Below are 24,342 nucleotides of genomic sequence, written 5' to 3'. Positions count from 1 at the left end.
CTATTCTTGAAACCAGTTTAATTCACTGTGAAGACTCACAACGCTACCCACAATAATAAGCGTAGGAGGCTGGAGCTGCGCTTCTTCCTGCTTAGCAACAATGTCTTCAAGCGTGCCCATTAATATCTGCTGCTTTTCTGTAGTGGCTGACTGAACCAGTGCTATTGGCGTTGAGGCATCAAGCCCATGCTCAATCATTTTTTCACAAATGATGGGTAAACCCGTTAGACCCATGTAGAACACAGCGGTTTGATTTTTTTGTGCAAGGGCAGGCCAATTAAGGTCAATGGTGCCATTTCTTAAGTGGCCAGTGGCGAATACCACAGACTGTGCATGGTCTCTATGAGTAAGCGGAATACCTGCATAGCTTGATGCGCCGCTTGCTGCGGTAATACCTGGAACCACTTGAAACTCAATACCGTGCTGAATAAGGGTTTGAATTTCCTCTCCGCCACGACCGAATATGAAGGGGTCGCCACCTTTCAAGCGCACAACGCGATTACCTTTTTTCGCTTCATCAACCATTAGCTGATTAATATCGTGCTGAGGAAGCGTGTGATTGCTTTTGGCCTTACCTACATAGATTTTCTCAGCATCGCGACGCACAAGCTCAAGAATTTGTGGCGAAACTAGACGGTCGTAAACAACCACATCGGCTTTTTGCATTAAGCGAAGGGCGCGAAAGGTAAGTAAGTCTGGATCGCCAGGACCTGCCCCTACCAAATAAACTTGCCCGTCGACTTTTTTGTCTTCAGCGGCAGCTTGCAATGCTAAGTCAAACGCTTCATCAGCTTTTTGGTCTTGGCCCTTTTCAACCATTTCCGCAATGTCGCCGTCAAGAACGTCCTCCCAAAAGTAACGTCTTGCGGTTACACCGTTAAGCGTCTGTTTTACTTTATCGCGGAATTTTTCAGAAAACGCCCCCAATCGACTTAAATTGGCCGGCAGAACAGTCTCTAATTTCTGGCGTAAATAACGCAGCAGAACTGGCGCAACACCGCCACTGCTCATAGCAATGATAATAGGGGAGCGGTCAACAATAGAAGGGGTAATAAACTGGCATAGTGGCGTGTTATCTACCACATTAACGAGCACTTTGTTGGCGCGAGCTAAGTCGTGAATATACTGGTTAACATCGCCCTTGTCGGTGGCAATAAACACCATGTCCTTATGGGTAAGGTCGCTATTTTCGAACTCACGTTCAATCAGTGTAACTTTCTCATTTAACGCTAGTTGTTTAACCGTGTCACAAACCCAAGGCGCCACCACTGTAATGGTTGCAGGCGTCTTCATAATAAGCTCTAGCTTACGGGCTGCCACTTCACCGGCCCCAACAATAAGGACATTGAGTTTTCTAGCGTCTAGGAATAGCGGAAAGTAATCCATAAAGGTTTTCTTAGCTTTATATACAAAAAAAGAACTGACACTATTTTGCGCCAATTCTTTTTAATTAGAAAACAACGAAAACAGCCTTCATATTGCAATTAGTTATATAAAGGCTGAATGTATTGCTATTTAGTTCTTACGCTTACGGTTTTCGCGGTCTCCGCGATTGCCTCGGTCTTCACGGTTGCCGCGAGGTGCTCTGTCACCGCGATTACCACGATCGCCACGACCTTCTCGCTTAGCTGGTGGCGTATCAGACCATTCGCGAATATTTAAACGCTGACCTGCAACACGTGTGCCTTGAAGCGTATCGCGGGTTTCCTTAGGCATGCCGTCAGGAAGGTCTACCGTGCTGAAGTTGTCATAAATTTCGATAGCACCAATGTGCTTCGAGTTTATGTTTGCTTCGTTCGCAATAGCGCCTACGATATTGCCAGGCTTAGCGCCGTGAACATGACCTACTTCAATACGGAAGCGCTGCATGCCTTCTTCTGGCTTGCGGTTGCCACGTGGCACTCTTGGCTTTCTTTCGCGACCATCGCGAGAGTTTCTATCACGATTATCGCGCGGAGGCTTGCTGTTGATGTCTGGTCGATCTGATTCTTTAAGAATTAACGGCTCATCACCTTGCGCAATCTTAAGTAACGCAGCCATGATAGTTTCAGGCGATGCTTCGTTTTCTTCTTTAATCATCTCAACGATAGGCATTAATGATTCGATGCTATCGTCTTGAGTTGCTTCGGCAACTGACTGCTTAAAGCGGCTTAAACGGGTCTCATTGATTTCGCTAATTGAAGGAATAGGCATCGCTTCAATAGGCTGCTTAGTGGTTTTCTCAATCGAGAACAACAAGCGCTTTTCACGGTGAGAGATAAATAAGATTGCATCACCTTGACGACCAGCACGACCGGTACGACCAATACGGTGTACGTAAGACTCACTGTCATACGGGATATCGTAGTTGATAACGTGGCTTACACGCTCAACGTCAAGACCACGGGCTACTACGTCAGTAGCTACAAGGATGTCGATCTTACCCTGTTTAAGCTTTTCAACAGTACGCTCACGGGCGGCCTGAGGAATATCACCGTTTAGCGGCTCTACATCGTAACCACGCGCAGACAGTTTATCTGCTAATTCAACAGTAGCGGTTTTCGTACGTACGAAAATGATCATGCCGTCGAACACTTCCACTTCCATGATGCGGGTTAGCGCTTCAAGTTTGTGGTGCGGTGCAATTTGGCAGTAACGCTGACGAATCGTACTTGCTGTGCTTACCTTTGAGGCAATTTTAACGTGCTTAGGGTCTTTTAAATAACGCTGAGTAATTTTCTTAATTGGACCAGGCATAGTTGCCGAGAACAGCGCAGTTTGGCGCTCTTCTGGTGCGTGGCTAAGAATAAGTTCAACGTCATCAATAAAGCCCATACGAAGCATTTCATCAGCTTCGTCTAGCACCAAGAACTTAAGTTCGCTTAAGTCTAGTGTCTTGCGCTTTATATGGTCGATGATACGGCCTGGTGTACCTACAACCACTTGAACGCCGCGCTTAAGCTGGCGAATTTGGTTGTCGTACGACTGACCGCCGTATACTGGAAGTACTTTAATTTTTTGACTAAAGCTCGCATAAACCTGAAACGCCTCTGCAACCTGAATAGCTAGTTCACGGGTTGGGGCCAATACCAGTAATTGCGGCTTACGTTGCTCAGGATCGATATTTGCCAACATAGGCAGGGCAAACGCAGCGGTTTTTCCTGTCCCTGTCTGTGCCTGACCGAGTAAATCGTGTCCTTCTAGAATAAGAGGAATACTCTCAGCCTGAATAGGAGACGGTTTCTCGTAGCCAACTTTTTCAAGGGCTTGTAAGATTGGTTCTGGTAAATTGAGGTCTTTAAATGTCATGTCGACAGTTGTTGTCATTAAGGGTCCTGGTGCATTAAGTAAGGAGGGTGCGGCATACGACTAAACCGTACTTTTTCGGTTTATTATCGCAAGACGCTATACAGCGTTGAACTGGCCTGTCCGGCGAGTTAATGAAGCGTATTCTTAGCGTATTTCGCGATATGCTTGCCAGCAGTGTTGCAAAAAACAGTATTATATTCGAATAATGGACAGGTTGCCACGAAATTGCACAAATTCGATGAAATAATAAGCAGTTTGGTCAGTGCTTTTGACAAAGAGCAGGAATGTGACGACAAAAATCTGAGGAAGGGCAAGGAATTACAATGACAAAGTATAAAACAAACAAATTAATTAAACGCACCACGTTAGCAATGATGTTGACCAGTGCACTTTTGTCAGGGTGTAGCGAGAAGTCGATGGAAAGCCATTTGGCTGATGCGAGAAACTATGCCTCTCAACAGCAGCTTGATGCCGCCATCGTTGAATACAAAAACGCTATTCAAAAAGCCCCTAAGGCGGCCGAACCTCGCTTTGAACTAGGCAAACTGTACCTACAACAAAACAATTATGCGGCGGCAGAGAAAGAGTTGAACAAAGCGATGGACTTAGGACATCCCGTTAGCCAAGTAATTCCATTGTTATCCGTGGCTTATCAACAGTCAGGAGCAGAAAACGCCCTCGCTGAAGTAGATTATCGCGCAGAAGGAATGACAGCAGTTGAATCAGCAGAAGTGGGCTTTTATAAGCTTCAAGCCCTTATGCAGCTTGGTAAAAACGAAGAGGCGCAAGCGCTTCTAGCGGAGCTTTCTACCCTTGATACGAGTTCGGTATACAAGGGCCTTATTGATAGTTATGCCTTCGTGCTAGAAAACGACATGGAAGGTGCATTAGCCGCAACAGAAGCGTTGCGTGAGCAAGCGCCAACCAACAAAGACGTATTGCAACAGCTTGCCAAAATTTACCTGCAAAATGGCGAACCTGAAAAAGCCGCAGAGGTATACGGGGTTTATGTTAGCCAGTTTCCAGATGACGTTACCAGTAAATTTGCGTACGCCGCACTCCTTATTGAAATAAGGGATCTGGATAAAGCTCAGCCAATTGTCGATGATTTGTTGGTGCTTAATGAAAACCATCCGCTGCTAAATACTTTTAAAGGCATTATCGAGTCGGCCAATGAAAATTACGCGAAAGCCCTTGAACACTTGGAAATAGCCGTTCAAAACGGTAGGAGCGATCAGGTTGTGCGTTTGGTTGCGGGTTTTAGTGCGTATCAAATTCAAGATTTCGAAGCGGCCCAGCGCCACTTAACCATGGTGGCGTCTAGCTTGCCTGATAACCACCCAGGCCTTCGAATGCTGGCAGACAGCATGCTCCAGCTGGGTGAAAACGATGAAGCCCTTGAAGTTCTGGCTAGGGTTGAAGGTGAACAAGGTGTTGATGCGGCCTTGTTTTCCAAAGCCAGCTATCAGTTGCTTAGAGAAGGCAACGTAGTTGGTGCGCAGCAGATGGTAGAAAAGTCTGAAGGGGTGAGTACTACAGCGGAAGACTTATCACGTTTAGGCGTTTTGCAGCTTTCACTAAACGACATTGATGGATTAGTAAACCTTGAACAAGCGGTGGAGCAAGCGCCTGAGTCTGTCACCTCACAAGCAACCTTACTGCGCGCTTACATAGCGACTAATCAGCTTGAAAAGGCGAAAAGTGCAGCAAAAGAGTGGCATGAAACTTCGCCACAGACTGCGGCTCCCTTAATCTATTTAGGAAATATTGCAACGGCAGAAGGCGCGTATCAAGAAGCAGCGCAGTACTTAGATAAAGCGAGCGAGCTTAACGACGCTGGTAATGAGGTTACGTACTCCAGAGCTAAATTGCTGGTTGCCCAGGGTAATCAGGAAAATGCAATCGCGTTTATCCGTGCTTTTATCGATAAGAACCCTGCCGATGTCCAAGCGCTCGCACTGTGGTTTGCGTTGGCAATGGAAAGTGGTGATGCAGACGACGTGGTTAAGCATACTCAAGCACAGTTTAATGCCAATAAGGGCAATATAAACCTACGCCTTTTACTCGCGAGAATGTATTCACTAACTAGCCAGTTAGACAAAACTGTATCGCTTTTAGCCGATGTTGAAGGTGACGAGTCATCTCCTCAGACTTTTTGGAACTTAAAAGGTCAGGCTCTAATTGCTACGAACAACGTAGAAGATGCAACGGCTTTCTTTGACCGCTGGCTATCATTTTACCCACAAGATAAAAATGCGGTATTAGGAAAGCTGCTTATCGTCGACTCTCAAAAGCAATTCAAACAAGGATTAGCGCTAACAAATAAGGTGTTGTCTAAGCGCCCAGATGCCCAGCTAACGCTTTTGAAAGCCTATTTTCATAGCCGTCTTGGTCAATCTAAACCGGCATGGGAAATTATCAACAGCGTCTCTGACGAGGTCAAGGCATTGCCGTTCGTAAGAGGCGTTATTGCCCGCTTACACCTTATAGAGAAAGCGCCAGATCAGGCCGTTGACCACGCTAAAGCGGCTTATGATGCTACTTCAAACTCAGACAATGCTTTGCTGCTCGTTGCAGCCCTTGAGATGTCAGGTAAAAAAGAGCAAGCGTTTAGCTTTCTACAAAAGCACGTAAATGCGCACAATAACGACGTACAAAGTGCAATGTTGCTAGCTGAGCGTCAAATTGGTAATGATAGAGCCGCAGCCATTGATACCTATGAACTCATACTTACCAAAACGCCTGATAATTTTGTCGTGCTTAACAACCTGGCGTATTTAGCATTTGAAGATAAAGACTTGAAACGAGCCGAAGAGCTAGCGAAAAAAGCGGTATCGCTGCAGCGTGAGAATGCTGATGCTGTTGATACATTAGCGCAGATTTATATCGCTAAAGGTGATAAAGAAGAAGCACTAACCCTGTATGAGCAAATATCTACAGGCCCTATTGCTAACGATGAAGTGTATTTAAACCACGTCGCCTTACTGCTTGAACTTGATAAAAAGGCGTTAGCGAAGCGACGCCTAGCGAGTAGAGAGTTCACCTCTGAAGCTGCAAAGCAAAGAGTAGAAAAGCTTAAGCAGCAATACGGCGTGTAGTGCGCTCTAATAAAGGTTTTAGCTATTTATCTAACGCTGTTAGTTTTCTTTAGTAACAAAAACTGAAATGAAAGAAGGCCATTTATCGTGGCCTTCTCTTTATGTTTACCCGCGTGTCTGCCTGCCTATCTGCTTGGGGAGCTTCTGATTTACTCCCCATGCCTAGACAGCCTCAGGCACTTATTCTTTGCTATTTTGTGATGCGACCTGTGCTTTAAGCTCCCGTAACTCTTTGAGCACATCATGCAGTGTGGGTTCGATATTGCCCTGCGCGATTTGCTCTTCAAGCAAGGCTGCCTTCTTTTTCTTCTCTCGCCTTTTCGTTTTCTCTCTCCATCACGTTTACCACAATGCCAATGACCATGTTAAGGAAGGCAAACGCGGTAAAGAAAATAAAGGTTAAATAGAAAATCCAACTTAGTGAGTACACTTCTTGAGTTTCGTACATCACATCTGTCCAATCTTCGAAGGTCATGATCCTAAAGAGCGTCAGCATAGAGATTGTGATATCACCCCACAGTACAGGGTTAATATTTTCGAACAATGTGCTGCCTACCGCTGCGTATATGTAGAAGATGATAAACATCAGCAGCATGACATAGCCTAGCTGAGGCAGAGCTTTCACTAATGAAACAAGTAATATTCGAAGCTCAGGGATAATGGAAATCATACGAAGCACGCGGAAGACCCGCACTAAACGTGCAATCAGCGCAAGTTCAGTGTCGTCTGCCGGGATTAGACTGATAACTACAATAAGGGTGTCGAACCAATTCCAGAAGCTTTTGAAAAAGTAACGCTTTTGCTTTTCCGCTAAGAAACGAATTGTGATTTCAGTTAAAAAGAAAGCGCTGATAAACCAATCTAAAAACAAAGTAATAGATGACATGCCAGTAGGTAGTTCATAGGTCTTCGCACCGACTAATAACGCTGATATCACGATGACGCTGATAACAAAGGCTTCAAACCATTTATTTGCTCTTATGCGCTCAAATTTATTCTGTAATTCAGAGGCTTGCATTTTTATTTATCACTCAAGAAAAAACAATGAACCAAGAAGCTTGTCGTAAACTCACTTGGCGTTATACTAAAGTCGTTGTTAGCACATTTTATGCGCCAAAATATAGGGGCAAAAAGGCGACTTTAAAGCCTTAAACCCAGCAAAAATAATATCACTAAAAATAGAGACAAATTTAAAGGGCATAATCATGGATGATGAGTTACAGCTGTTGCAAGAGAAATTACGCGCCGTTTCAATGCGTTTATCTGATTTTGTAATGACTAAGCAAAATGCCGAGGCATTATGTGCAGAGTACCGGCAGCTGTTAGGTGCTTTACAGAAGTTTTCTTGCGCCAGATAAGCATCTTTTTACACCGCAACACATGGCGTATAAACGCTATACACGCACAAAAAAGGGCAGCCAGTAGCCACCCTATTTACAGCATTATCAAACGCTTACCTTGCGATATAAAACAATCTATTTGTTGCTATCGCTCTCAACTGGCTTAAGACCTCGGTTGATCATAGCCACATCTTCACCTGTCAATGTACCTGCCGCTTGCTTAAGCGTAATTACTGACTGAATAAAGTCGTAGCGTGCGCCCGCAAGGTTACGACGAGCGTCAAACAAGTTACGGGTGCTGTCCAAAACGTCAACAATAGTACGTGTACCTACATCAAAGCCCGCTTCTGTGGCTTTAAGTGCGCTATCTGCAGACACCACTGACTGCTCAAGAGCGCGAATAGTAGAGATAGACGCTTTTACGTTATTAAACGAGCTACGAACTGACTGTACCGTTTGACGATAAGTCTGCTCTGCGGCTTGGCTGGCCGCTACGTAGTTGTACTTCGCTTGCGACGTTTGCGCGCTTACGCTACCGCCTTGATAGATTGGAACGTTCAGCGTAATGCCAATTGATTGGTTATCCAAGTACGGCGTTTCATACCCAAACGGTGTGGTAGAGCCGTCGTCATTTAATACTTCAGCATCAACATCATCTTTCGAGCGACCGTAGCTTCCAGAAAGTGATAATGTTGGCAAGTGACCAGAGCGCGCAATAGCAATATCTTCTTTCGCCACGTCCATGGCCAAACGGTCAACTAATAATGCAAGGTTTTTGTCTTGTGCAGTTTCTAACCAGCTGTCAACAGTTTCTGGTACCGGCATAGTCGCAGAGAAATTCTCTTTATTTAGACCGAAAAGACGGTCGTGGTACTTGCCGGTAATAACACGAAGTGCTTCAAGGGCAAACTCAAGCTGGTTTTTCGCTTGGATTTCCTGAGCTACTGTGCTGTCGTAGTTCGCTTGTGCTTCGTGCACGTCAGTAATAGCCGTTAGACCTACCTCGAAGCGCTGGCGTGTTTGCTCAAGCTGACGTTCAATGGCGCGTTTTTCAGCACCTACAAATTCTACGTTGTCACGCGCGCGCAATACGTCAAAGTAAGCTGTAACCGTACGCACGATAACGTCTTGCATACTAGCAGCAAGTTGTGCATCGCTTTGCTCAGCTACTTTCTCTGCGCGGTCTAGACCCAACCAGTTTGCGTGGTCGTATAAAGACATTGAAAGTGATAAACCGTAGTTAAGCGTGTCTACTTCAGTATCTGTTGTGAATACTTGAAGGCCGTTGTCACCAGCCGCTTGCTGGAAGCGTTCTGATTCAGATTGGGTGTAACCCATAGAGCCAGAGATTTGGGGTAGTAGGCTTGCGCGGCTAAGACTGATTCCTTCGAACGCAGCATCACGTTGCGCTTTCGCTTGGTTTACCAATGGATCGTTCGCCAGTGCTTGTTGATATACCTGCATTAGGTCATCGGCTAGCGCACCAGTTGTCATCGAAACACCGATAACTAGCGACAGAAGTGTTCGTTTCATGCTTACGTCTTCCTGTTGTGTTCAAGTTGCGTCGTCGTTTATTCGTTGAGACGACTTATTAAAACCAAGTGTATGAAAATTCAACCACAAACCGAAAGTCCAAACTCGTAACAGTATTCGATTAACTGTAACAGAATATGTGATCTACCCACGCAATTATTATAGTAATAGACGACTTGTAATATGAGTTTTCTGTTATTCGCTCACACGCCGTATCGCATTTTTCATGCGTATACATGGTTGGTGTGTAAATGTACTATGTATGATAAATCTATTTGAACCATAAGTGTCAGCAAATGAGCAAGGAATTCCTTTCATTTACCTCAAATGACGTCGAAATTACCGACATTAAGCCAGTGTATCGTGGTTTCTTTACCATGAATCAGTATCAATTTAAGCACAAGTGTTTTAATGGAGAATGGAGCGACACGGTCACGCGAGAAATATTTGAACGCGGTCATGCGGTGGGGGTCTTACCCTACGATCCTGAACTCCAAGAGTTTGTGCTCATTGAGCAAGTTAGAATTGGGGCATTAGCCACATCTTCAAGCCCTTGGTTAATAGAAATTATCGCAGGCATGATAGATAAAGGTGAGACTCCAGAAAATGTGTGCCATAGAGAGTCTATGGAAGAGGCGGGAATAGAGTTACAAAACTTGACCAAGGCCTTAAGCTATTTATCGAGTCCAGGTGGTACCACGGAAAGATTACATATATTTATAGCAAAAACTGATGCTAGCTTGGCAAAAGGAATTCACGGGCTTGAAAGCGAGTCTGAAGATATCAAAGTGCATCGCGTAAAAGAGAATACCGCTCTTGAATGGTTGGAAAATGGCCATATAGACAACGCCGCAGCAGTAATTGCGCTACAATGGTTCTTTATGCATAAAACACAACTTCTGGAGCAGTGGCAGACATCGTGACACAACGCAATCAACGAAAATACATCCCTCATCTTCCGTCAATGCAGGCGCTTTGCGAACTAAACTATGCTTATGTTCTTAGAATGCTACCTGACTGCGATACGGAAGATTTGAGCTATGAATTTTCCGTTGGCGTGGGATTGGCCTATGAGATTAGGATAGTGGACTCTGCTCGCTATACCAGCACGTTGAGCATAAAACAAACCACTAAAGATATGCCCTCATATTTAACGCCAAGTATGACGGTTCGCCTATATCATGATGCGCGCATGGCTGAAGTGATAAACAGCCAAAATACAGGGGCCCTTGAGCCTTCTTACGAATACCCTAATTTGAAGATGCGCCAGCGCAACGAAAAGCACATGGTGAATATCTTTTTAGCTGAATGGCTAAACTTTTGCCTGCAACACTCAACTAACGTTACCTCTGAAGCGTGATAACACTAATACAAATAAGTGATTGCCACTTATTTAAGGACAAAGACAAAATCGGTCACGCAGGCATAGCCCCATACCACTCACTAACGCGTGTGCTTAGCGCTGTTCGCGAGAGCCTTTCAGACATCTCTGAGTCCAATAATCAAAGCGCTGATAAAGAAACTTACGGGCAAGAGCAAAAAGTGAAAGTGCTGGTTACTGGGGACATCAGTGGTGATAACTCCGCTGAAAGCTATCAGCATTTTACCGCCTTAATGGAGCAATACATCGAGCCAGAAAATATAGACTGGTTTGTTCTTGCTGGAAATCACGACAATAATCCCCATTTCGAAAGTTACCTCGGTAGTCGTCACCTACGGAGCGCCAACCCAATAAGCTTTTCGAACTGGGAAATACACGGTATGGATACCCGCGCTTCAGGCAATATGCACACAGCTAAGGGCGAAGTAAAACGCAGCGATTTGATTGCGTTAAAGCAATCGCTAGATGCATCACAGCACGTTAATCATCTTGTTGCGCTTCATCACCATGTATTGCCTTCGAAAAGCTGGATGGATAAACATTTTTTGGCTAATGCGCAGCACCTTGAATTGCTTATTAGTGAATACCCGCAAATAAAGGCGTTAATTCACGGTCATATTCATTCGCCATTGCGCCAAAAAATAGGAGCGAATAACACGCCTTCGTACGGAAGCCCGTCTACCTGCTGGCAATGGCAATTGCGAGCTGAATTCGGTGTAAGCGAAGAGGCACCTGGATACCAAGTGATTAATTTGATGGACGATGGCACGGTGGACGTTAGGGTTACCAAAATCTAGGTTATTCAATAATCCAAACACAAAGAAAAATAGAGTAGAGAACAGAACAGTATGCAGCACATTTTATATCTTCATGGCTTCTTGAGCTCGCCGAAGTCCATAAAGGCCCAAGCCACTAAACAATATTTTGAGCAGCATCACTCAAACGTCACCTTACATATTCCTGAACTGTCTAACTTTCCCAGCAAAGTAGAAAGTCAGCTGCTAGAGCTTATTGATAGCACGCCAGCACTGCTTGAAAATGGGCTTAAACTGATTGGTAGCTCAATGGGCGGCTATCTCTCTACATTTTTACTAGAAAAGTTTGGTGGCAAAGCCGTATTAATTAATCCAGCGGTACGCCCCTATGAACTGCTCCAAAGCTTCATTGGCACTCACGAAAACCCATACAGCAGAGAAAAGTTTGAGATAGTAGAAAGCGATATGGGGGTTATAAAAGCCTTAGAGGCTACTTCAATTAAACAGCCCGATTGTTACAAAGTGCTGCTTCAGACTGAAGATGAAACTCTAGACTATCGCTTGGCTGCACAGAAGTATCAGCAAAGTCATTTACTTATCGAAGAAGGCGGTGATCACAGCTTTGTAGGTTACGAAAACCACTTACCAGCAATCGCTGAGTTTTTGCTAAAATAAGCGCATTGCCAGTCTTTACTAGCCCTGCTAACATCAAATATACGCCGTGCAGTGCTGTAATTACTCACAGTAGTGTGTGCTTTCTTTCCTTATCGCTGGCTTAAATAACAACCATAACTATGTCAAATCAATATAATTCAGAAGCTTATCGAGGTTTTAAACGGCCTTGACCCCGTAAAACGTCGTCCTGGTATGTATACCGACACCACCCGCCCAAACCATTTAGGGCAGGAAGTCATCGATAACAGTGTGGATGAAGCGCTCGCCGGCCATGCCTCTAATATCAAAGTTATTTTGCATGAAGACCAATCGTTAGAAGTTATCGATGATGGTCGTGGTATGCCGGTAGATATACACCCTGAAGAGGGAATATCTGGCGTAGAGCTTATATTATGTAAGCTTCACGCAGGCGGTAAGTTTTCAAATAAAAACTACGCCTTCTCTGGTGGTCTTCACGGGGTGGGAATTTCGGTAGTTAATGCGCTTTCAACCCGCGTAGAAGTGACAATTCGACGAGACAGTAACGTATACCAAATCGCCTTTGAAAACGGCGACAAGGTAGAAGATTTACAGGTTATCGATAGCTGCGGCAAGCGCAACACAGGTACCCGTGTTCATTTTTGGCCCGACCCGCAATATTTTGATTCTGCTAAGTTCTCGGTTAGTCGTCTTGTCCATAACCTGCGTGCCAAAGCGGTATTAAGCCCTGGCTTACGCATTCGTTTTGACAACAAAGTTACCAAAGAAAGCCAAGAGTGGTATTACGAAGATGGTCTGAAAGATTACCTCTACCAAGCGGTGGAAGAATTTGAAACTTTACCGTCAGATACTCCGTTTGTAGGCACGTTTAGCGGCAATACGGAAGCGGCGGATTGGGCAGTGATGTGGTTGCCTGAGGGTGGTGATTTGGTAACAGAGAGCTACGTTAACCTTATTCCTACAGCACAAGGTGGTACCCACGTTAATGGACTGCGCCAAGGCTTGCTGGAGTCGATGCGTGAGTTTTGCGAATTTAGAAACTTAATGCCCCGTGGCGTTAAGCTATCGCCAGACGATATTTGGGACCGCTGTGCCTACATTCTTTCAACTAAGATGCAGGACCCTCAGTTCGCGGGCCAAACCAAAGAGCGTTTGTCTTCGCGTCAGGCCAGTGCGTTTGTATCCGGTGTGGTGAAAGACGCATTTAGTTTGTGGCTAAACCAGCACACTGAAATTGCTGAAGCGCTGGCTGAAATGTGTATTAACAATGCACAGCGTCGTCTTCGACAGGTGAAAAAAGTCGCCCGTAAAAAGGTGACACAAGGCCCTGCACTACCGGGCAAGTTAACCGACTGCTCGTCTCAAGATATTTCTTACTCTGAGTTGTTTTTAGTAGAGGGTGACTCGGCAGGTGGCTCGGCTAAACAAGCGCGTGACAGAGAGTTTCAGGCGATAATGCCCCTGCGCGGTAAAATTTTAAATAGCTGGGAAGTAGACTCTTCTCAAGTACTGGCATCTCAAGAGATCCACGATATTTCTGTAGCGCTAGGTATTGACCCAGATTCAACAGACCTGTCTGGTCTGCGCTACGGTAAAATTTGTATTCTTGCCGATGCTGACTCAGATGGGCTACACATTGCAACCTTGCTATGTGCACTCTTTGTACGTCATTTCAGAACCTTAGTAGAGCAAGGCCATGTGTATGTCGCTATGCCGCCGCTATTTAGAATAGATGTAGGCAAAGAAGTGTATTACGCCTTAGATGAGGGGGAAAAGCAGGGCATTCTTGACCGAATTGAAGCGGAAAAGAAACGGGGCAAAGTGAACGTGCAGCGCTTCAAAGGTTTAGGTGAAATGAACCCGCTACAGCTTCGCGAAACGACCATGGACCCGAACACCCGTCGCCTTGTTCAGCTGACTATTGAAGACGCTGAAGAGATGATGGAGCTAATGGATATGCTGCTTGCTAAGAAGCGTTCTGGCGATCGTAAAACCTGGCTTGAAAGCAAAGGGAATATGGCAGAAGTTGCGCTATAGCGTACGGCTCTAGCGCTTGTAAGAGTTAACGCACTGAATGAGCGACGATGCTTTAAAAGCTGGTTAAAAACCAAAGCGTCATAAAAACGCGAATAGAAAACGCCGAGATACTATCCTGAAACATGGAGTTCTCGGCGTTTTAGTTTGTGCATCTGCAGTAAAATACTGCCGCGCATTATGACACTGGTGCCGTTTAAGATGAGTAGCGGCCAGCTTTGGCTTAACGGCATTGTTAAGCCGAACATTAAGGTGCTAACGTCTTTTATTAAGATGTTTCGAAATAACGCGAAGGACAGCGAACCTACTTTTTGTCTGCGCTGCAACACAAGCCACTGATGTAGCGAACCTTGAAATAATATGACGGTGACTACCAGCATCAACGTGTTTGCGCCAAGTTGTGCAAGCATTGGGAAGGGGCGAAAAGCAATGGAAAGGGTACCGCCAACTAGCACAAGCACAGCAATAGCGGCAACGTAGCCTGAAATAGTAGTGCGCCTATGTTGCCATATCTTCCAAATTATTATGAGCGTAAGAATGAGCGCGCCAAAACGCGTCCAAACCAAGTAATGGTTAAAAGGCTCTACCGAAATGCCGAATAGGAAAATAGAGAAAAACGCAAAATAGCTAGATCCAAACTGGTTTAGCGATAGGCTGTGGTTCGCATCACTTTTCTCGCTTGTAACGGACACTTGATGGTGCGTCATAGCTTTAATTTGTGACCATAAGCCTAACCATGTCAGTAAAAAAAGTGCGGCACTGGCAAAGCCTAAAATGTGGTAAAGCACGCAGTTAGCTCCACGTAAAAAAATTTCAAACTGGTGAGAGGCTCTCAGTGTACCACAGGAGTAGCTGGCCTAGTCTCTGCATCATTTGTCATTGGTAATGACTACGTTGTTTCACCTTCTCGAAATGAAATAACGGACAATAGACAGAGACAGGATGATATCGGTTTTTCGGTGCTGATAGCATTCTATGTATTCTCAACACCGAAATGTAGTTTTAATAGCAAGGAGGTTTATTTTGGCATTGCATTCAGTTTCTTCATCTAAACGCCAATTAGCGGTGAGCGATAACACCACAACGCTGTTATTTGACCACGATGGTACTCTGATTGACTCAGAAACCGTACATTTTGACCTTTGGAAAGACATTTTATTGAAATATGATGTTGAGCTAAGCAAGGATTTTTATTGTGAAGTAATGGCCGGGATACCGGTAAAGCAAAATGCAGTGGACTTAGTTGAGCATTTTAATATTGATATAGAACCGCAGTTGCTGGCTCAGCAGAAACATAAAAGCGTGAGCGACTACCTCGATAAGCAAGCTTTTCCTTTAATGCCATTTGCTAGGGAGGTTATTACGCAATGTGCAGATAATGGTTTTACTATTGGCATTGTGACAGGGGGAAGTAAAAAGGCTGTCGAAAAAACGTTATCTCAATATGAGTTGAGTAATTATATTTCCTGTGTGGTCGCCGTAGAAGACGTAGAAAATAGTAAGCCCGCCCCAGATTGTTATGTCCTTGCTATGGATAAGCTAGGTAAATCGCCTAGCGAGTGTGTAGCCATTGAAGATACGCAAACCGGCATGGCAGCGGCACTTGAAGCAAAGCTGGCTTGTATTGTAATACCTACAGACTTATCGCAGCATCACGATTTATCCCGTGCTACTGTGCGTTACGACAGCTTGAAAGAGTGGGGCGATAGTGAGCTCAAGACACGTTGATTAATAAAGTTACATGCGACCTACTTGTCAATCCACTTGTCACTGGTGGCACGAAAATAGATAACGTAGTATAACCAGCACCTTAGCGCCTATTGTGTTTAGTTTCACAGCAAAGCAATTGGGCGCTAACTCTTTTTGATTAGTTGTAATTACAGGTAAAGCTGATTTCTTATGATTTTGCGTAGCCTCAAATGGCTTTTGATAACTATCGCCATCATCCTTGTTCTGCTTGTAGTAAGCGTGGCTACAGTTACCGTTATGGCTGTACAAAAAGCGCCCTTGGTGGCATCGACAGCGCCGACGCAGCTCGATGGTGCTGACAGTGTTAACGAGCTGCTCGGCCAGCTAAAGCAGGCATTTTCACGCCGAGAAGAAGGTCATCAGGTAACGCTTACCGAAACGCAAGTCGAAAGCTTGGTGGGCGTGTTACAGCGGGCCTTACCTGAGTTTAAAGGCGTAGTAAAGATCACCCCATTGGGGGGCACTGTAAATGTTACTTACGCCATTGATAATACGGGCTATTACATTAATGCCTCGGCATTAGTATTACCTGGAGATAGCTTGCGTATAGAGCAAGTTCAAGTAGGCGACTTAACCATTCCAGGCCGTTTTTTACTCGGCTTTTTAGAACGCACAGTGAACTCTTATACCCAATCAGAAATAGCCACTATTGCGCTGTCTCGTGTTGAGCGCGTGACCATGGGGCGCGGTGAACTTACCCTAGATGTTGGGCGTTTAGATGAACTGCTAAGCGAGTTAAACGTAGTGGCGTCGAACATGTCGATAAGTGAACAGACCGAGCTTCAGCAATTATCTGCGTACTATTTACGTTATTTGTCTGGTAGAGAAATAGCCTTATCAACTAAACCGGTATCCCTTATTGAATACTTGCGCGAAGGGATGGCACGAGCGAGAGAGCAAAGCCAAACCCCTGAAGATGCAGTACTGCATAATAATGCAGTACTCCTCGCTTTAGCGGTTTACGTTGGGCATCATCGTGTTGGGACTCTGGTGGGCGACATACAGCCAGATTCCGAAAAAGCGTTAAAGCCTCGCAGAGGTGCGGTGCTGCACAAGCGCAACGATTTGGCTCGTCACTTCATTATTTCTGCTGCATTAGAGCTAATGGCCGAACAAGGTATGTCTTTGGCAATTGGCGAGTTTAAAGAGTTAATGGACCGAGGCAACGGTGGCTCGGGCTATAGCTTTGTAGATTTAGCGGCAGATATGTCGGGTACTGAGTTTGCGAAGGTTGCTACAAATCCAAACACCGCAATGGAAGTACAAAACGCGATGGCGCGCATTCAAAGTGAATTGGAAATCATCCCGCCTATTGAAGGTCTGCCTGAAGGCTTGAGTAAGCAAGCCTTCACTGAACAATATCAGCGCGTGGACAGTGAATCCTATTTAAAAGAAGTAAAGGAAATTAAGCGTAGAATCAGCGTGCTGCCGCTTTACCAAAAATAAGCGCTAAGGCATGTAAGAGCGCGCCGTGAGCGAGAAGTTAATCTATAAAAAAGCCCGCAATTGAAGCGGGCTTTGTTTTACTCAGTTGCCGTTCTACGCTACTTTTTAGCAAGAGACTGCTGAAACTGTGCAATGGTTACAAGAGCCAACTCTATTTTTTTAACCAAAGGCGCAAGTGCCTGCTTAGCGGCATCATCATCCAGTTCCTTTAGCGATTGCCAGTCATTTGCAATCTCTTGTACATAGGGGCCAAAGCGCTTGGCTGATGCGGTGAAACCGCTATCGTCAGCGAATACGGCAGCAAACTTACCTTTTTGATCGCGCTGTAAGTTATCTAAAACTTGGTCGGCATCAACGGCTTTGCGGTGCAGCGTTTGAAGTGTTTCTTGAAGTTGTTGATGGACAGCTTGCATCTCTTGGCTCTGTTGCATAGTCACGCCTTTTATTTCTAATGTGATTAGGTGTGCTTACTACCTGCACACCTAAGTTTATATGGTTTGCGTCGCAATTTTTTTTGCCACGCAAAATGTATTACGGTAAATAATGGTTAAAGTTTCGCCTTTCAAGGCCGATAACATAACGATGTTGTAAATTACAAAGCTTGCGGTTCACTAACGAACTTGCTGGTTACGTAACACTCAACACATCGTAAGGGTGGGCAATTCTGCCCATTTTTTTACTTTGCTACAAGCAACAAAGGAAAATGGTATGGATCTACAAGGTGCTAGTGCCTCTGGAGCGTCCGGTGCGTCACTTGAGTTGGCCTCTCTTAAGTTGGCAAAAAGCCAGCAAGAGCAAGAGGGTAAAGCGTCGCTTCAGCTGCTGGAATCAGCCGCTGACGTACCAAAACCGTCATCTTCGAACCCCGCGTTAGGCGCCAACATCGATACCTACGCGTAAGTTACGGATGCAAATGTAAGTCGATAGGCGTTTTGCCAGGTTGACCGCCAATTTCTCTCACCAGTTTTGGCACTAAAAAGCCTGGCAGACGCTTTATCGCTTCTTCCATAATTGCGCGGCCTTCATCATCACTCACATAAAAATGACTCGCACCCTGCACTTTATCTAACACGTGCAAGTAATAGGGCAGTACTCCAGCCTCAAATAGCGTTTCACTTAAATCACTTATGGCATCGCCGGAATCGTTTACGCCTTTTAGCAATACCGACTGATTGAGCAGGGTCACACCTCTCTCTCGTAGTGTGTTTAATCGGGATTTTAGCGTTTCTGACATCTCATTCGCGTGGTTTGCGTGCAGCACTAATACTTTTTGAAGCGGCAATGCGGTAAACCATTCAACAAAGTCATGGCTAATTCGCTCTGGTAGCACTACCGGCAGACGGCTATGAATACGCAGGCGTTTTATATGGGGAATGGCGGTAATTTCGTTGGCTAACCACGACAAATGATCATCTTTCGCCATAAGAGGGTCGCCACCTGAAAAAATCACCTCGTTAACCTTGCTGTTACTGCGAAGGTATTCAAGTACATCAAGCCATTGATTTTTACTGACCGAATTGTCGGCATACGGGAAGTGGCGACGGAAACAGTAACGGCAGTTTACTGCACAGCCAGTGCGTACCATCAATAGCACACGAGAATCGTATTTATGCAAAATACCCTTGCCTGCTGTGTCATGCTCATCTAACGGATCTTCGCTGTAGCCCGGTGAGGTGAGAAATTCGTCGCTAAGCGGCATAACCTGTAAAAACAGGGGGTCGTTGGGGTTTCCCTTTTCCATAAGGCTAACGAAATGCCGTGGAACACGCATGGGAAAAAGGCGGCGTGCTTTAATATGTTGAGCGTATTTTTCTTCGTCTAAACCTAAGTGCTGTAACAGTTTTGCAGGATCGGTGTAGCTACTCGCCAATTCTTTTTGCCAGTTATGCTCTACAGAAATCGGTTTTTTAGGTATTATTTGTTCCACGAAACTTTTTGTACCTTATGTTTAGACAGAGGAATTATGGCTAATTACAGCACTAACGAGTTCAAAGGCGGCCTGAAAATTATGCTGGACGGCGAACCTTGCAACATTCTAGAAAACGAATACGTAAAGCCGGGTAAGGGCCAAGCGTTTAACCGCGTAAAAATCCGCAAGCTTATTTCAGGTAAAGTTTTAGAAAAAACTTTCCGCTCAGGTGAATCAGTAGAAGGCGCTGATGTAATGGATACAGAGCTTGCCTACTTGTACACCGACGGCGAATTCTACCACTTTATGAACAACGATACATTCGAACAAATCGCTGCAGACGAAAAAGCGGTGGGCGAGAACCAAAAGTGGTTGGTAGAAAACGACGTTTGTACTATTACACTGTGGAATGGTTCTCCTATTACGGTAACGCCACCTAACTTTGTTGAGCTAGAAATCACTGAAACGGACCCAGGTCTTAAAGGTGATACAGCGGGTACGGGCGGTAAACCAGCGACACTTAGCACTGGTGCAGTTGTTCGCGTTCCTCTATTCGTACAAACAGGTGAAGTTATCCGCGTTGATACGCGCTCTGGCGAATATGTGTCTCGTGCACAAAAATAATAGCGAAAACTAAAGCGCTATACGCGCCTATTGTTTACGTATAAAAGCCGGTGCCTTGTGTACCGGTTTTTTGTTTAAGCTTTACTATTTAGGTTTTAATACATGCAACCTTGGCAGCCGACTACCTCACATGATGCACGTGTAGCGCGTGCAGAATTACTCAGAACCATCCGAGAGTTTTTTTACGCAAGAAACGTGTTAGAGGTAGACACGCCTTTACTTTCAAACGGTACGGTTACCGATGAGCATTTAAATGCGTTTGATACACAATTCAATTTTGCCTCATCCGGTAAGCCAACTACGCTGTATCTTCAAACTTCCCCTGAATATGCCATGAAGCGGTTACTGTGCGCTGACAGCGGTAGTATTTATCAAGTGTGTAAAGCGTTTCGCCATGAAGGTGAAGGGCGCTGGCACAACCCAGAGTTTACCATGCTAGAGTGGTACCGCTTAGGTTTTGATCATTTTGCGCTAATGGACGAGGTTGACGCCTTGCTGCAAGAAACTCTTAACACCGCTTCGGCCGATAAGATGACGTATCAGCAAGCTTTTCAAACCTATTTAAATATTGACCCGTTAAGTGCTAATAACGACGTTTTGCTAAAGGTAATGGAAGAGCAGAACATAGATATTCACGCGCCGCAAAATCTAAGCTATGACAGCAAGTTACAACTCTTATTCAGCTATGTAATCGAGCCTAAAATCGGTAACGAAAAACCGTGCTTCATCTACGATTTCCCTGCTTCTCAGGCGGCGCTTGCCAAACTAAGCCCAGTTGATGGACGGGTTGCCGAACGCTTTGAGGTGTATTACCAAGGCGCTGAACTTGCAAACGGTTTCCATGAGTTAAGTGCGGCAAAAGAGCAGCGACTGCGTTTTGAAACGGATAACAGAAAGCGCGAAGAACATGGCCTTCCCACTAAGCCCATTGATGAAAACTTTCTAAGTGCGCTTGACGCAGGTTTGCCACCGTGTGCGGGTGTGGCGCTGGGCATCGATCGTTTGCTTATGCTTAAAACCAATGCAAAACATATTCAAGAAGTAATCAACTTCACGGTAAGCAGAGCTTAGAGACTTTTAACGGGGCAGAAAAGCGAAGGCTTTGCACCTAAATAGTTACAAAACATTAAATTAGCGTAGATAAGGGGTAACTTACTTTGGCCTGCGGTTGACATGAGCACGGCAATGCTGAAAAATGTTATAACATCACTAGATAATGTTATAACATCCTCAGAGGAATACCCATGAAAATGCGTTCGCTGCTAAGTTTGTCCATAGCAGGGCTGTTAAGTGCGCCTGTGTATGCCACCACAGTAACGGGAAAAGTCACCGACACGGCAGGGCAACCTGTCGCAGGGGCTGAAGTAAAAATTGAAGGCAGCCGCCGTGTAGCATACACCGATGCAAATGGTGTTTACCGTTTTGACGATGTTAAGCAGCCACATATTCATTTACATGTTTATTCTTCAAACTACATTCATGGTGATAACGACTTAGGCGACGTAAATACGGATCAAAATGTAGACTTCGTTTTAAAGCCTGCATCCGTCGAAAATATCGTGGTTACCGCCAATGCGCTTCAATCATCAGTACTGGAATCTGTTACGCCAGTGACCGTAATTGGTGCTGAAAAATTACGTAAAATAGAAGCACCAACCTTAGGGGAAACCCTAAAAAACGCGCCGGGTGTACACAGCACGTATTTCGGTCCAGTATCAAGCAGCCCAGTTATTCGCGGTAACGATGGTCCTCGCGTAAAGATAGTTCAAAACGGCTTAGATGTTTCTGACGTATCGCGTGTTGGGCCAGACCATAACGTAGCGACTACGCTTTCAAGCGCTACCCAGGTGGAAGTGCTTCGCGGCCCTGCAACACTTCAATACGGCAGCGGTGCTATCGGTGGTGTAGTTAACGTAGTAGATAAACGCATTCCCCAGTACCAAGTAGATGGCGTAGAAGGCGAAGCAGAAACTAGCTACAGCACGGTTAACAATGGTTCGTACACTCGCGCTGATGTAACTGGCGGTAGTGGCAATATTGTGTGGCATGTAGACGGTTTTTATCGCGACACAGACAATGCTGACATCCCAGGCTTCGCATCTATCGAACCTGATGAAGATGAGCCTAACGGTGAATTAGAAAGCAGCGCTATGGAAACAAGCAACATTGTTGCAGGTTTATCTTATGTAGCTGAAGAAGGCTACTTCGGTTTCGCGGTTGAGCAGTTAGACAACGAATATGGGGTGCCAGGCCACAGCCATGCTCACGGTGAAGAAGAGCACGATGAACATGACGAAGAGCATGAGGATGAAGAGCACGAAGAACATGAGCATGGCGAAGAAGGTGTGCTACTTGATGTAGATATGACTCGCTATCAAGCAGCCGGTGAATGGCATTCTCCTTTTGAGGGACTTACTAACCTTAAATTTGCCGCGGCTTATACCGATTATGAGCACGCAGAAATTGAAGACGGCGAGCCGGGTACTGTATTCACAAACGAAACAAGCGACATCCGTCTTTCTGCTTACCACGAAGAAGTGAACGGCTGGCACGGCGTATTCGGGCTACAGTTTAACCATAGCGATTACAATGCTGTGGGCGAAGAAGCCTTTACACCAGCAAATACCACATCAAGCTATGCACTTTATGTCGTTGAGCAGAAAAAAGTCGGTGACGTTACCTTTGAGTTGGGTGGCCGACTTGAACGCACGACTTTGGATGCTGACGCAAGCGAAGTAGAACTTGACGTTCTACATGAAGAACATGATGAGCACGAAGGCGAAGAGCACGATGAAGAGCATGAGGGTGAAGAACATGAAGAGCACGCTGTTGCTTTCAACTTCCCTGATTATGACTTCACCAGCCTGTCGCTTTCAGCGGGCGCTAACTGGGAATACCAGGAAGGGCACTCTATTGCAGTGACTTTATCACGCAGCGAACGCGCGCCTAGCCAGCAAGAACTCTTTTCTGCTGGCCAGCACTTAGCAACGCAAAGCTACGAAGTAGGTCTAGTATTTGATATGGACGAGGAAGGCCATATTGAAGAAGACTTAAGAAGCGTTAACGAGGAAGTTAGCACCAACTTGGATATTACTTTCCGTAAGTTTACCGGAAGCTGGGGCTACAGTGCGTCGTTCTTCTACAATCAGGCGGATGACTATATTTTCCAAACAAGCACGGGTTTAATTGCGCTTAGTGAGCATGAAGAGCATGAGGAAGAAGAGCTAGAAGGCGAGCACGAAGAACTTGAACATGACGAGCACGGCGATGAAGAAGGCTTGCCTATCTATTACTTCCAACAAGCTGACGCCGACATCTGGGGCTTTGAAGCAGAAACTTACGTAGACTTAACTGAAACGCTACGTTTAACTGTATTTGGTGACTATATTCGCGCAGAAGTAGAAGATGACAACCTTCCGCGCACGCCACCTATGCGCTTCGGTAGCGAATTAAGTTATGTGAACGATGGCTTAAGCGCTGACGTGGGTTTTACATGGTATGACGACCAGAACGAAGTAGCGTCGTTTGAAACTACAACCGACGGTTACACGTTAGTTAACGCAAACGTGCAGTATGAGTTTGGTTCTCAAGGTATCGACTGGGTATTGTTTGCCCGTGGTGAGAACCTTACTGATGAGGAAGCACGCGTTCATACATCTTTCTTAAAAGACCAAGCACCGCTTCCAGGTAGAAACTTTACTTTGGGTGTGCGAGCGTTGTTTTAATTAACGACGTTACTGTAGTAAGCAAAGGCGGTGTAACTTGTTACACCGCCTTTGCTATTTATGCAGTGTGAAAAAATGCGTAACGCCATTTTTCTTGGGGCTATACAAAGTAAAGATAAACAGTCCTAAAATAGTGATGGTGAAGCGGCTATGAAGTAGAGGTGAAAATGAATGAGATCGCGAACTGGCTAAGTACGCAAACCGAAAAAAACATGGTTTTAGGTTACGGAAGCTTACTCAGTAAAGATAGTCGAGAGCGTTACTCGAACATTTTCACAAAAGGTATTCCGGTAACCGTATCAGGGTTCGAACGGGCTTGGGTGACGCGCAGTATTCACGAAGAGCAAACCTATGTAGGCGCCGTGGCTAATACCCATAACCAGCTAAACGCTCAGCTTATCCCCACGCAAATTAACCCCGCGTTACAAAACCGAGAAAAAGACTATCGTTTTGTGGAAGTAAGCCCTAAAGCACTCGATTTTCACCTTCATAAAGGTGAGGTCACAGCTGCGTTAAATGAGCGATTGGCGCAGTTCACCTTCTGGATTTGTGAAACACTCGCTTGCGAGCCGGCAAGCGAAGGATTCCCTGTTAGTCAAACCTATATTGATACCTGTATGGCCGGTTGCCTAGAACACGGTGGCATTGAAGAAGCGGAGCGATTTGTAAAAAACACGTCGCTATGGGAACACCCGAGAGTAAACGACAGAGCAAAGCCCAAATACCCACGTGCGGCAAAAGTAAATAATGAAACTATTGAGCGTATAGACAGAATTCTAGCGAAGCGCTAGTTTTAGCAGTAACAA

19 protein-coding genes and 2 pseudogenes are annotated in these 24,342 nt (G+C 45.3%); 14 read left to right on the top strand and 7 right to left on the bottom strand.

Annotation, left to right across the window (positions count from 1 at the left end; all coding sequences use genetic code 11):
• Both cysG and ACYX4M_RS04240 read right to left on the bottom strand, forming a co-directional pair.
• Entirely contained in the window at positions 1 to 1,386 is a 1,386-nt protein-coding gene (gene cysG / locus ACYX4M_RS04245) for a siroheme synthase CysG (protein WP_476082024.1), read from the bottom strand.
• Between the two features lie 129 nt (positions 1,387 to 1,515).
• Positions 1,516 to 3,306 carry a DEAD/DEAH box helicase gene (locus ACYX4M_RS04240; RefSeq protein WP_474853553.1) on the bottom strand — a complete coding sequence of 597 codons (1,791 nt, stop codon included), beginning with the start codon at positions 3,304 to 3,306 and terminating at the stop codon, positions 1,516 to 1,518.
• A gap of 305 nt (positions 3,307 to 3,611) precedes the next feature.
• Between ACYX4M_RS04240 and prsT the strand changes: the two genes are divergently transcribed.
• Positions 3,612 to 6,386 carry an XrtA/PEP-CTERM system TPR-repeat protein PrsT gene (gene prsT / locus ACYX4M_RS04235; protein ID WP_476082023.1) on the top strand — a complete coding sequence of 925 codons (2,775 nt, stop codon included), beginning with the start codon at positions 3,612 to 3,614 and terminating at the stop codon, positions 6,384 to 6,386.
• A gap of 180 nt (positions 6,387 to 6,566) precedes the next feature.
• Here prsT and ACYX4M_RS04230 read toward each other — a convergent pair.
• Positions 6,567 to 7,404 (bottom strand): annotated as a pseudogene (locus ACYX4M_RS04230) (ion transporter).
• A gap of 187 nt (positions 7,405 to 7,591) precedes the next feature.
• Here ACYX4M_RS04230 and ACYX4M_RS04225 point away from each other — a divergent pair.
• The gene (locus ACYX4M_RS04225) at positions 7,592 to 7,744 is read left to right on the top strand and encodes a hypothetical protein (RefSeq protein WP_476082022.1); all 153 of its coding nucleotides are present in this window, start codon (positions 7,592 to 7,594) and stop codon (positions 7,742 to 7,744) included.
• Positions 7,745 to 7,861: 117 nt separating this feature from the next.
• Here the strand turns inward: ACYX4M_RS04225 and tolC are convergent, their stop codons facing one another.
• Positions 7,862 to 9,259, bottom strand: a complete 1,398-nt coding sequence (gene tolC / locus ACYX4M_RS04220; RefSeq protein WP_476082021.1) for an outer membrane channel protein TolC — start codon at positions 9,257 to 9,259, stop codon at positions 7,862 to 7,864.
• A gap of 296 nt (positions 9,260 to 9,555) precedes the next feature.
• Between tolC and nudF the strand changes: the two genes are divergently transcribed.
• From nudF to parE, 5 genes and pseudogenes are all read left to right on the top strand, one after another.
• Positions 9,556 to 10,182, top strand: coding sequence for an ADP-ribose diphosphatase (gene nudF, locus ACYX4M_RS04215; RefSeq protein WP_476082020.1), 627 nt, complete (start codon positions 9,556 to 9,558; stop codon positions 10,180 to 10,182).
• Positions 10,179 to 10,619, top strand: a complete 441-nt coding sequence (locus tag ACYX4M_RS04210) for a DUF1249 domain-containing protein (protein ID WP_476082019.1) — start codon at positions 10,179 to 10,181, stop codon at positions 10,617 to 10,619. The genes nudF and ACYX4M_RS04210 overlap by 4 nt, the downstream gene beginning before the upstream one ends.
• Positions 10,616 to 11,437, top strand: a complete 822-nt coding sequence (locus ACYX4M_RS04205) for a metallophosphoesterase (RefSeq protein ID WP_476082018.1) — start codon at positions 10,616 to 10,618, stop codon at positions 11,435 to 11,437. The genes ACYX4M_RS04210 and ACYX4M_RS04205 overlap by 4 nt, the downstream gene beginning before the upstream one ends.
• 51 nt (positions 11,438 to 11,488) lie before the next feature.
• Positions 11,489 to 12,070, top strand: a complete 582-nt coding sequence (locus ACYX4M_RS04200; protein ID WP_476082017.1) for a YqiA/YcfP family alpha/beta fold hydrolase — start codon at positions 11,489 to 11,491, stop codon at positions 12,068 to 12,070.
• 119 nt (positions 12,071 to 12,189) lie between these two features.
• Positions 12,190 to 14,086, top strand: a pseudogene (parE, locus tag ACYX4M_RS04195) (DNA topoisomerase IV subunit B).
• A gap of 110 nt (positions 14,087 to 14,196) precedes the next feature.
• Here the strand turns inward: parE and ACYX4M_RS04190 are convergent.
• A complete protein-coding gene (locus ACYX4M_RS04190) occupies positions 14,197 to 14,871 on the bottom strand; it encodes a hypothetical protein (protein ID WP_476082016.1) in 675 nt (224 codons plus the stop codon).
• 235 nt (positions 14,872 to 15,106) lie between these two features.
• Here ACYX4M_RS04190 and ACYX4M_RS04185 point away from each other — a divergent pair, with 235 nt between their 5' ends.
• Both ACYX4M_RS04185 and ACYX4M_RS04180 read left to right on the top strand, forming a co-directional pair.
• A complete protein-coding gene (locus tag ACYX4M_RS04185) occupies positions 15,107 to 15,811 on the top strand; it encodes an HAD family hydrolase (protein ID WP_476082015.1) in 705 nt (234 codons plus the stop codon).
• Between the two features lie 171 nt (positions 15,812 to 15,982).
• On the top strand, positions 15,983 to 17,278 hold the full coding sequence (locus tag ACYX4M_RS04180; protein WP_476082014.1) for a hypothetical protein: 1,296 nt from the start codon (positions 15,983 to 15,985) through the stop codon (positions 17,276 to 17,278).
• A gap of 98 nt (positions 17,279 to 17,376) precedes the next feature.
• Here the strand turns inward: ACYX4M_RS04180 and ACYX4M_RS04175 are convergent, their stop codons facing one another.
• Positions 17,377 to 17,709, bottom strand: coding sequence for a hypothetical protein (locus ACYX4M_RS04175; protein WP_476082013.1), 333 nt, complete (start codon positions 17,707 to 17,709; stop codon positions 17,377 to 17,379).
• 277 nt (positions 17,710 to 17,986) lie between these two features.
• Here ACYX4M_RS04175 and ACYX4M_RS04170 point away from each other — a divergent pair, with 277 nt between their 5' ends.
• Positions 17,987 to 18,178, top strand: a complete 192-nt coding sequence (locus tag ACYX4M_RS04170) for a hypothetical protein (RefSeq protein WP_179982331.1) — start codon at positions 17,987 to 17,989, stop codon at positions 18,176 to 18,178.
• Between the two features lies 1 nt (position 18,179).
• Here ACYX4M_RS04170 and epmB read toward each other — a convergent pair whose 3' ends face one another.
• Positions 18,180 to 19,205 carry an EF-P beta-lysylation protein EpmB gene (epmB, locus tag ACYX4M_RS04165; RefSeq protein ID WP_476082012.1) on the bottom strand — a complete coding sequence of 342 codons (1,026 nt, stop codon included), beginning with the start codon at positions 19,203 to 19,205 and terminating at the stop codon, positions 18,180 to 18,182.
• Between the two features lie 36 nt (positions 19,206 to 19,241).
• Between epmB and efp the strand changes: the two genes are divergently transcribed.
• From efp to ACYX4M_RS04145, 4 genes are all read left to right on the top strand, one after another.
• A complete protein-coding gene (gene efp, locus ACYX4M_RS04160) occupies positions 19,242 to 19,811 on the top strand; it encodes an elongation factor P (protein WP_179982333.1) in 570 nt (189 codons plus the stop codon).
• A gap of 102 nt (positions 19,812 to 19,913) precedes the next feature.
• Entirely contained in the window at positions 19,914 to 20,882 is a 969-nt protein-coding gene (epmA, locus tag ACYX4M_RS04155; protein WP_476082011.1) for an elongation factor P--(R)-beta-lysine ligase, read from the top strand.
• A gap of 173 nt (positions 20,883 to 21,055) precedes the next feature.
• Positions 21,056 to 23,536: a TonB-dependent receptor gene (locus tag ACYX4M_RS04150; RefSeq protein ID WP_476082010.1), complete on the top strand. Its 2,481-nt coding sequence runs from the start codon at positions 21,056 to 21,058 to the stop codon at positions 23,534 to 23,536.
• Between the two features lie 167 nt (positions 23,537 to 23,703).
• Positions 23,704 to 24,327, top strand: a complete 624-nt coding sequence (locus tag ACYX4M_RS04145; protein WP_476082009.1) for a gamma-glutamylcyclotransferase — start codon at positions 23,704 to 23,706, stop codon at positions 24,325 to 24,327.
• Positions 24,328 to 24,342 lie beyond the last annotated feature (15 nt).

It is taken from the genome of Alteromonas sp. ABV4_150 (genome assembly GCF_056311745.1).
This window is presented reverse-complemented; position numbering and strand designations above follow the sequence as displayed.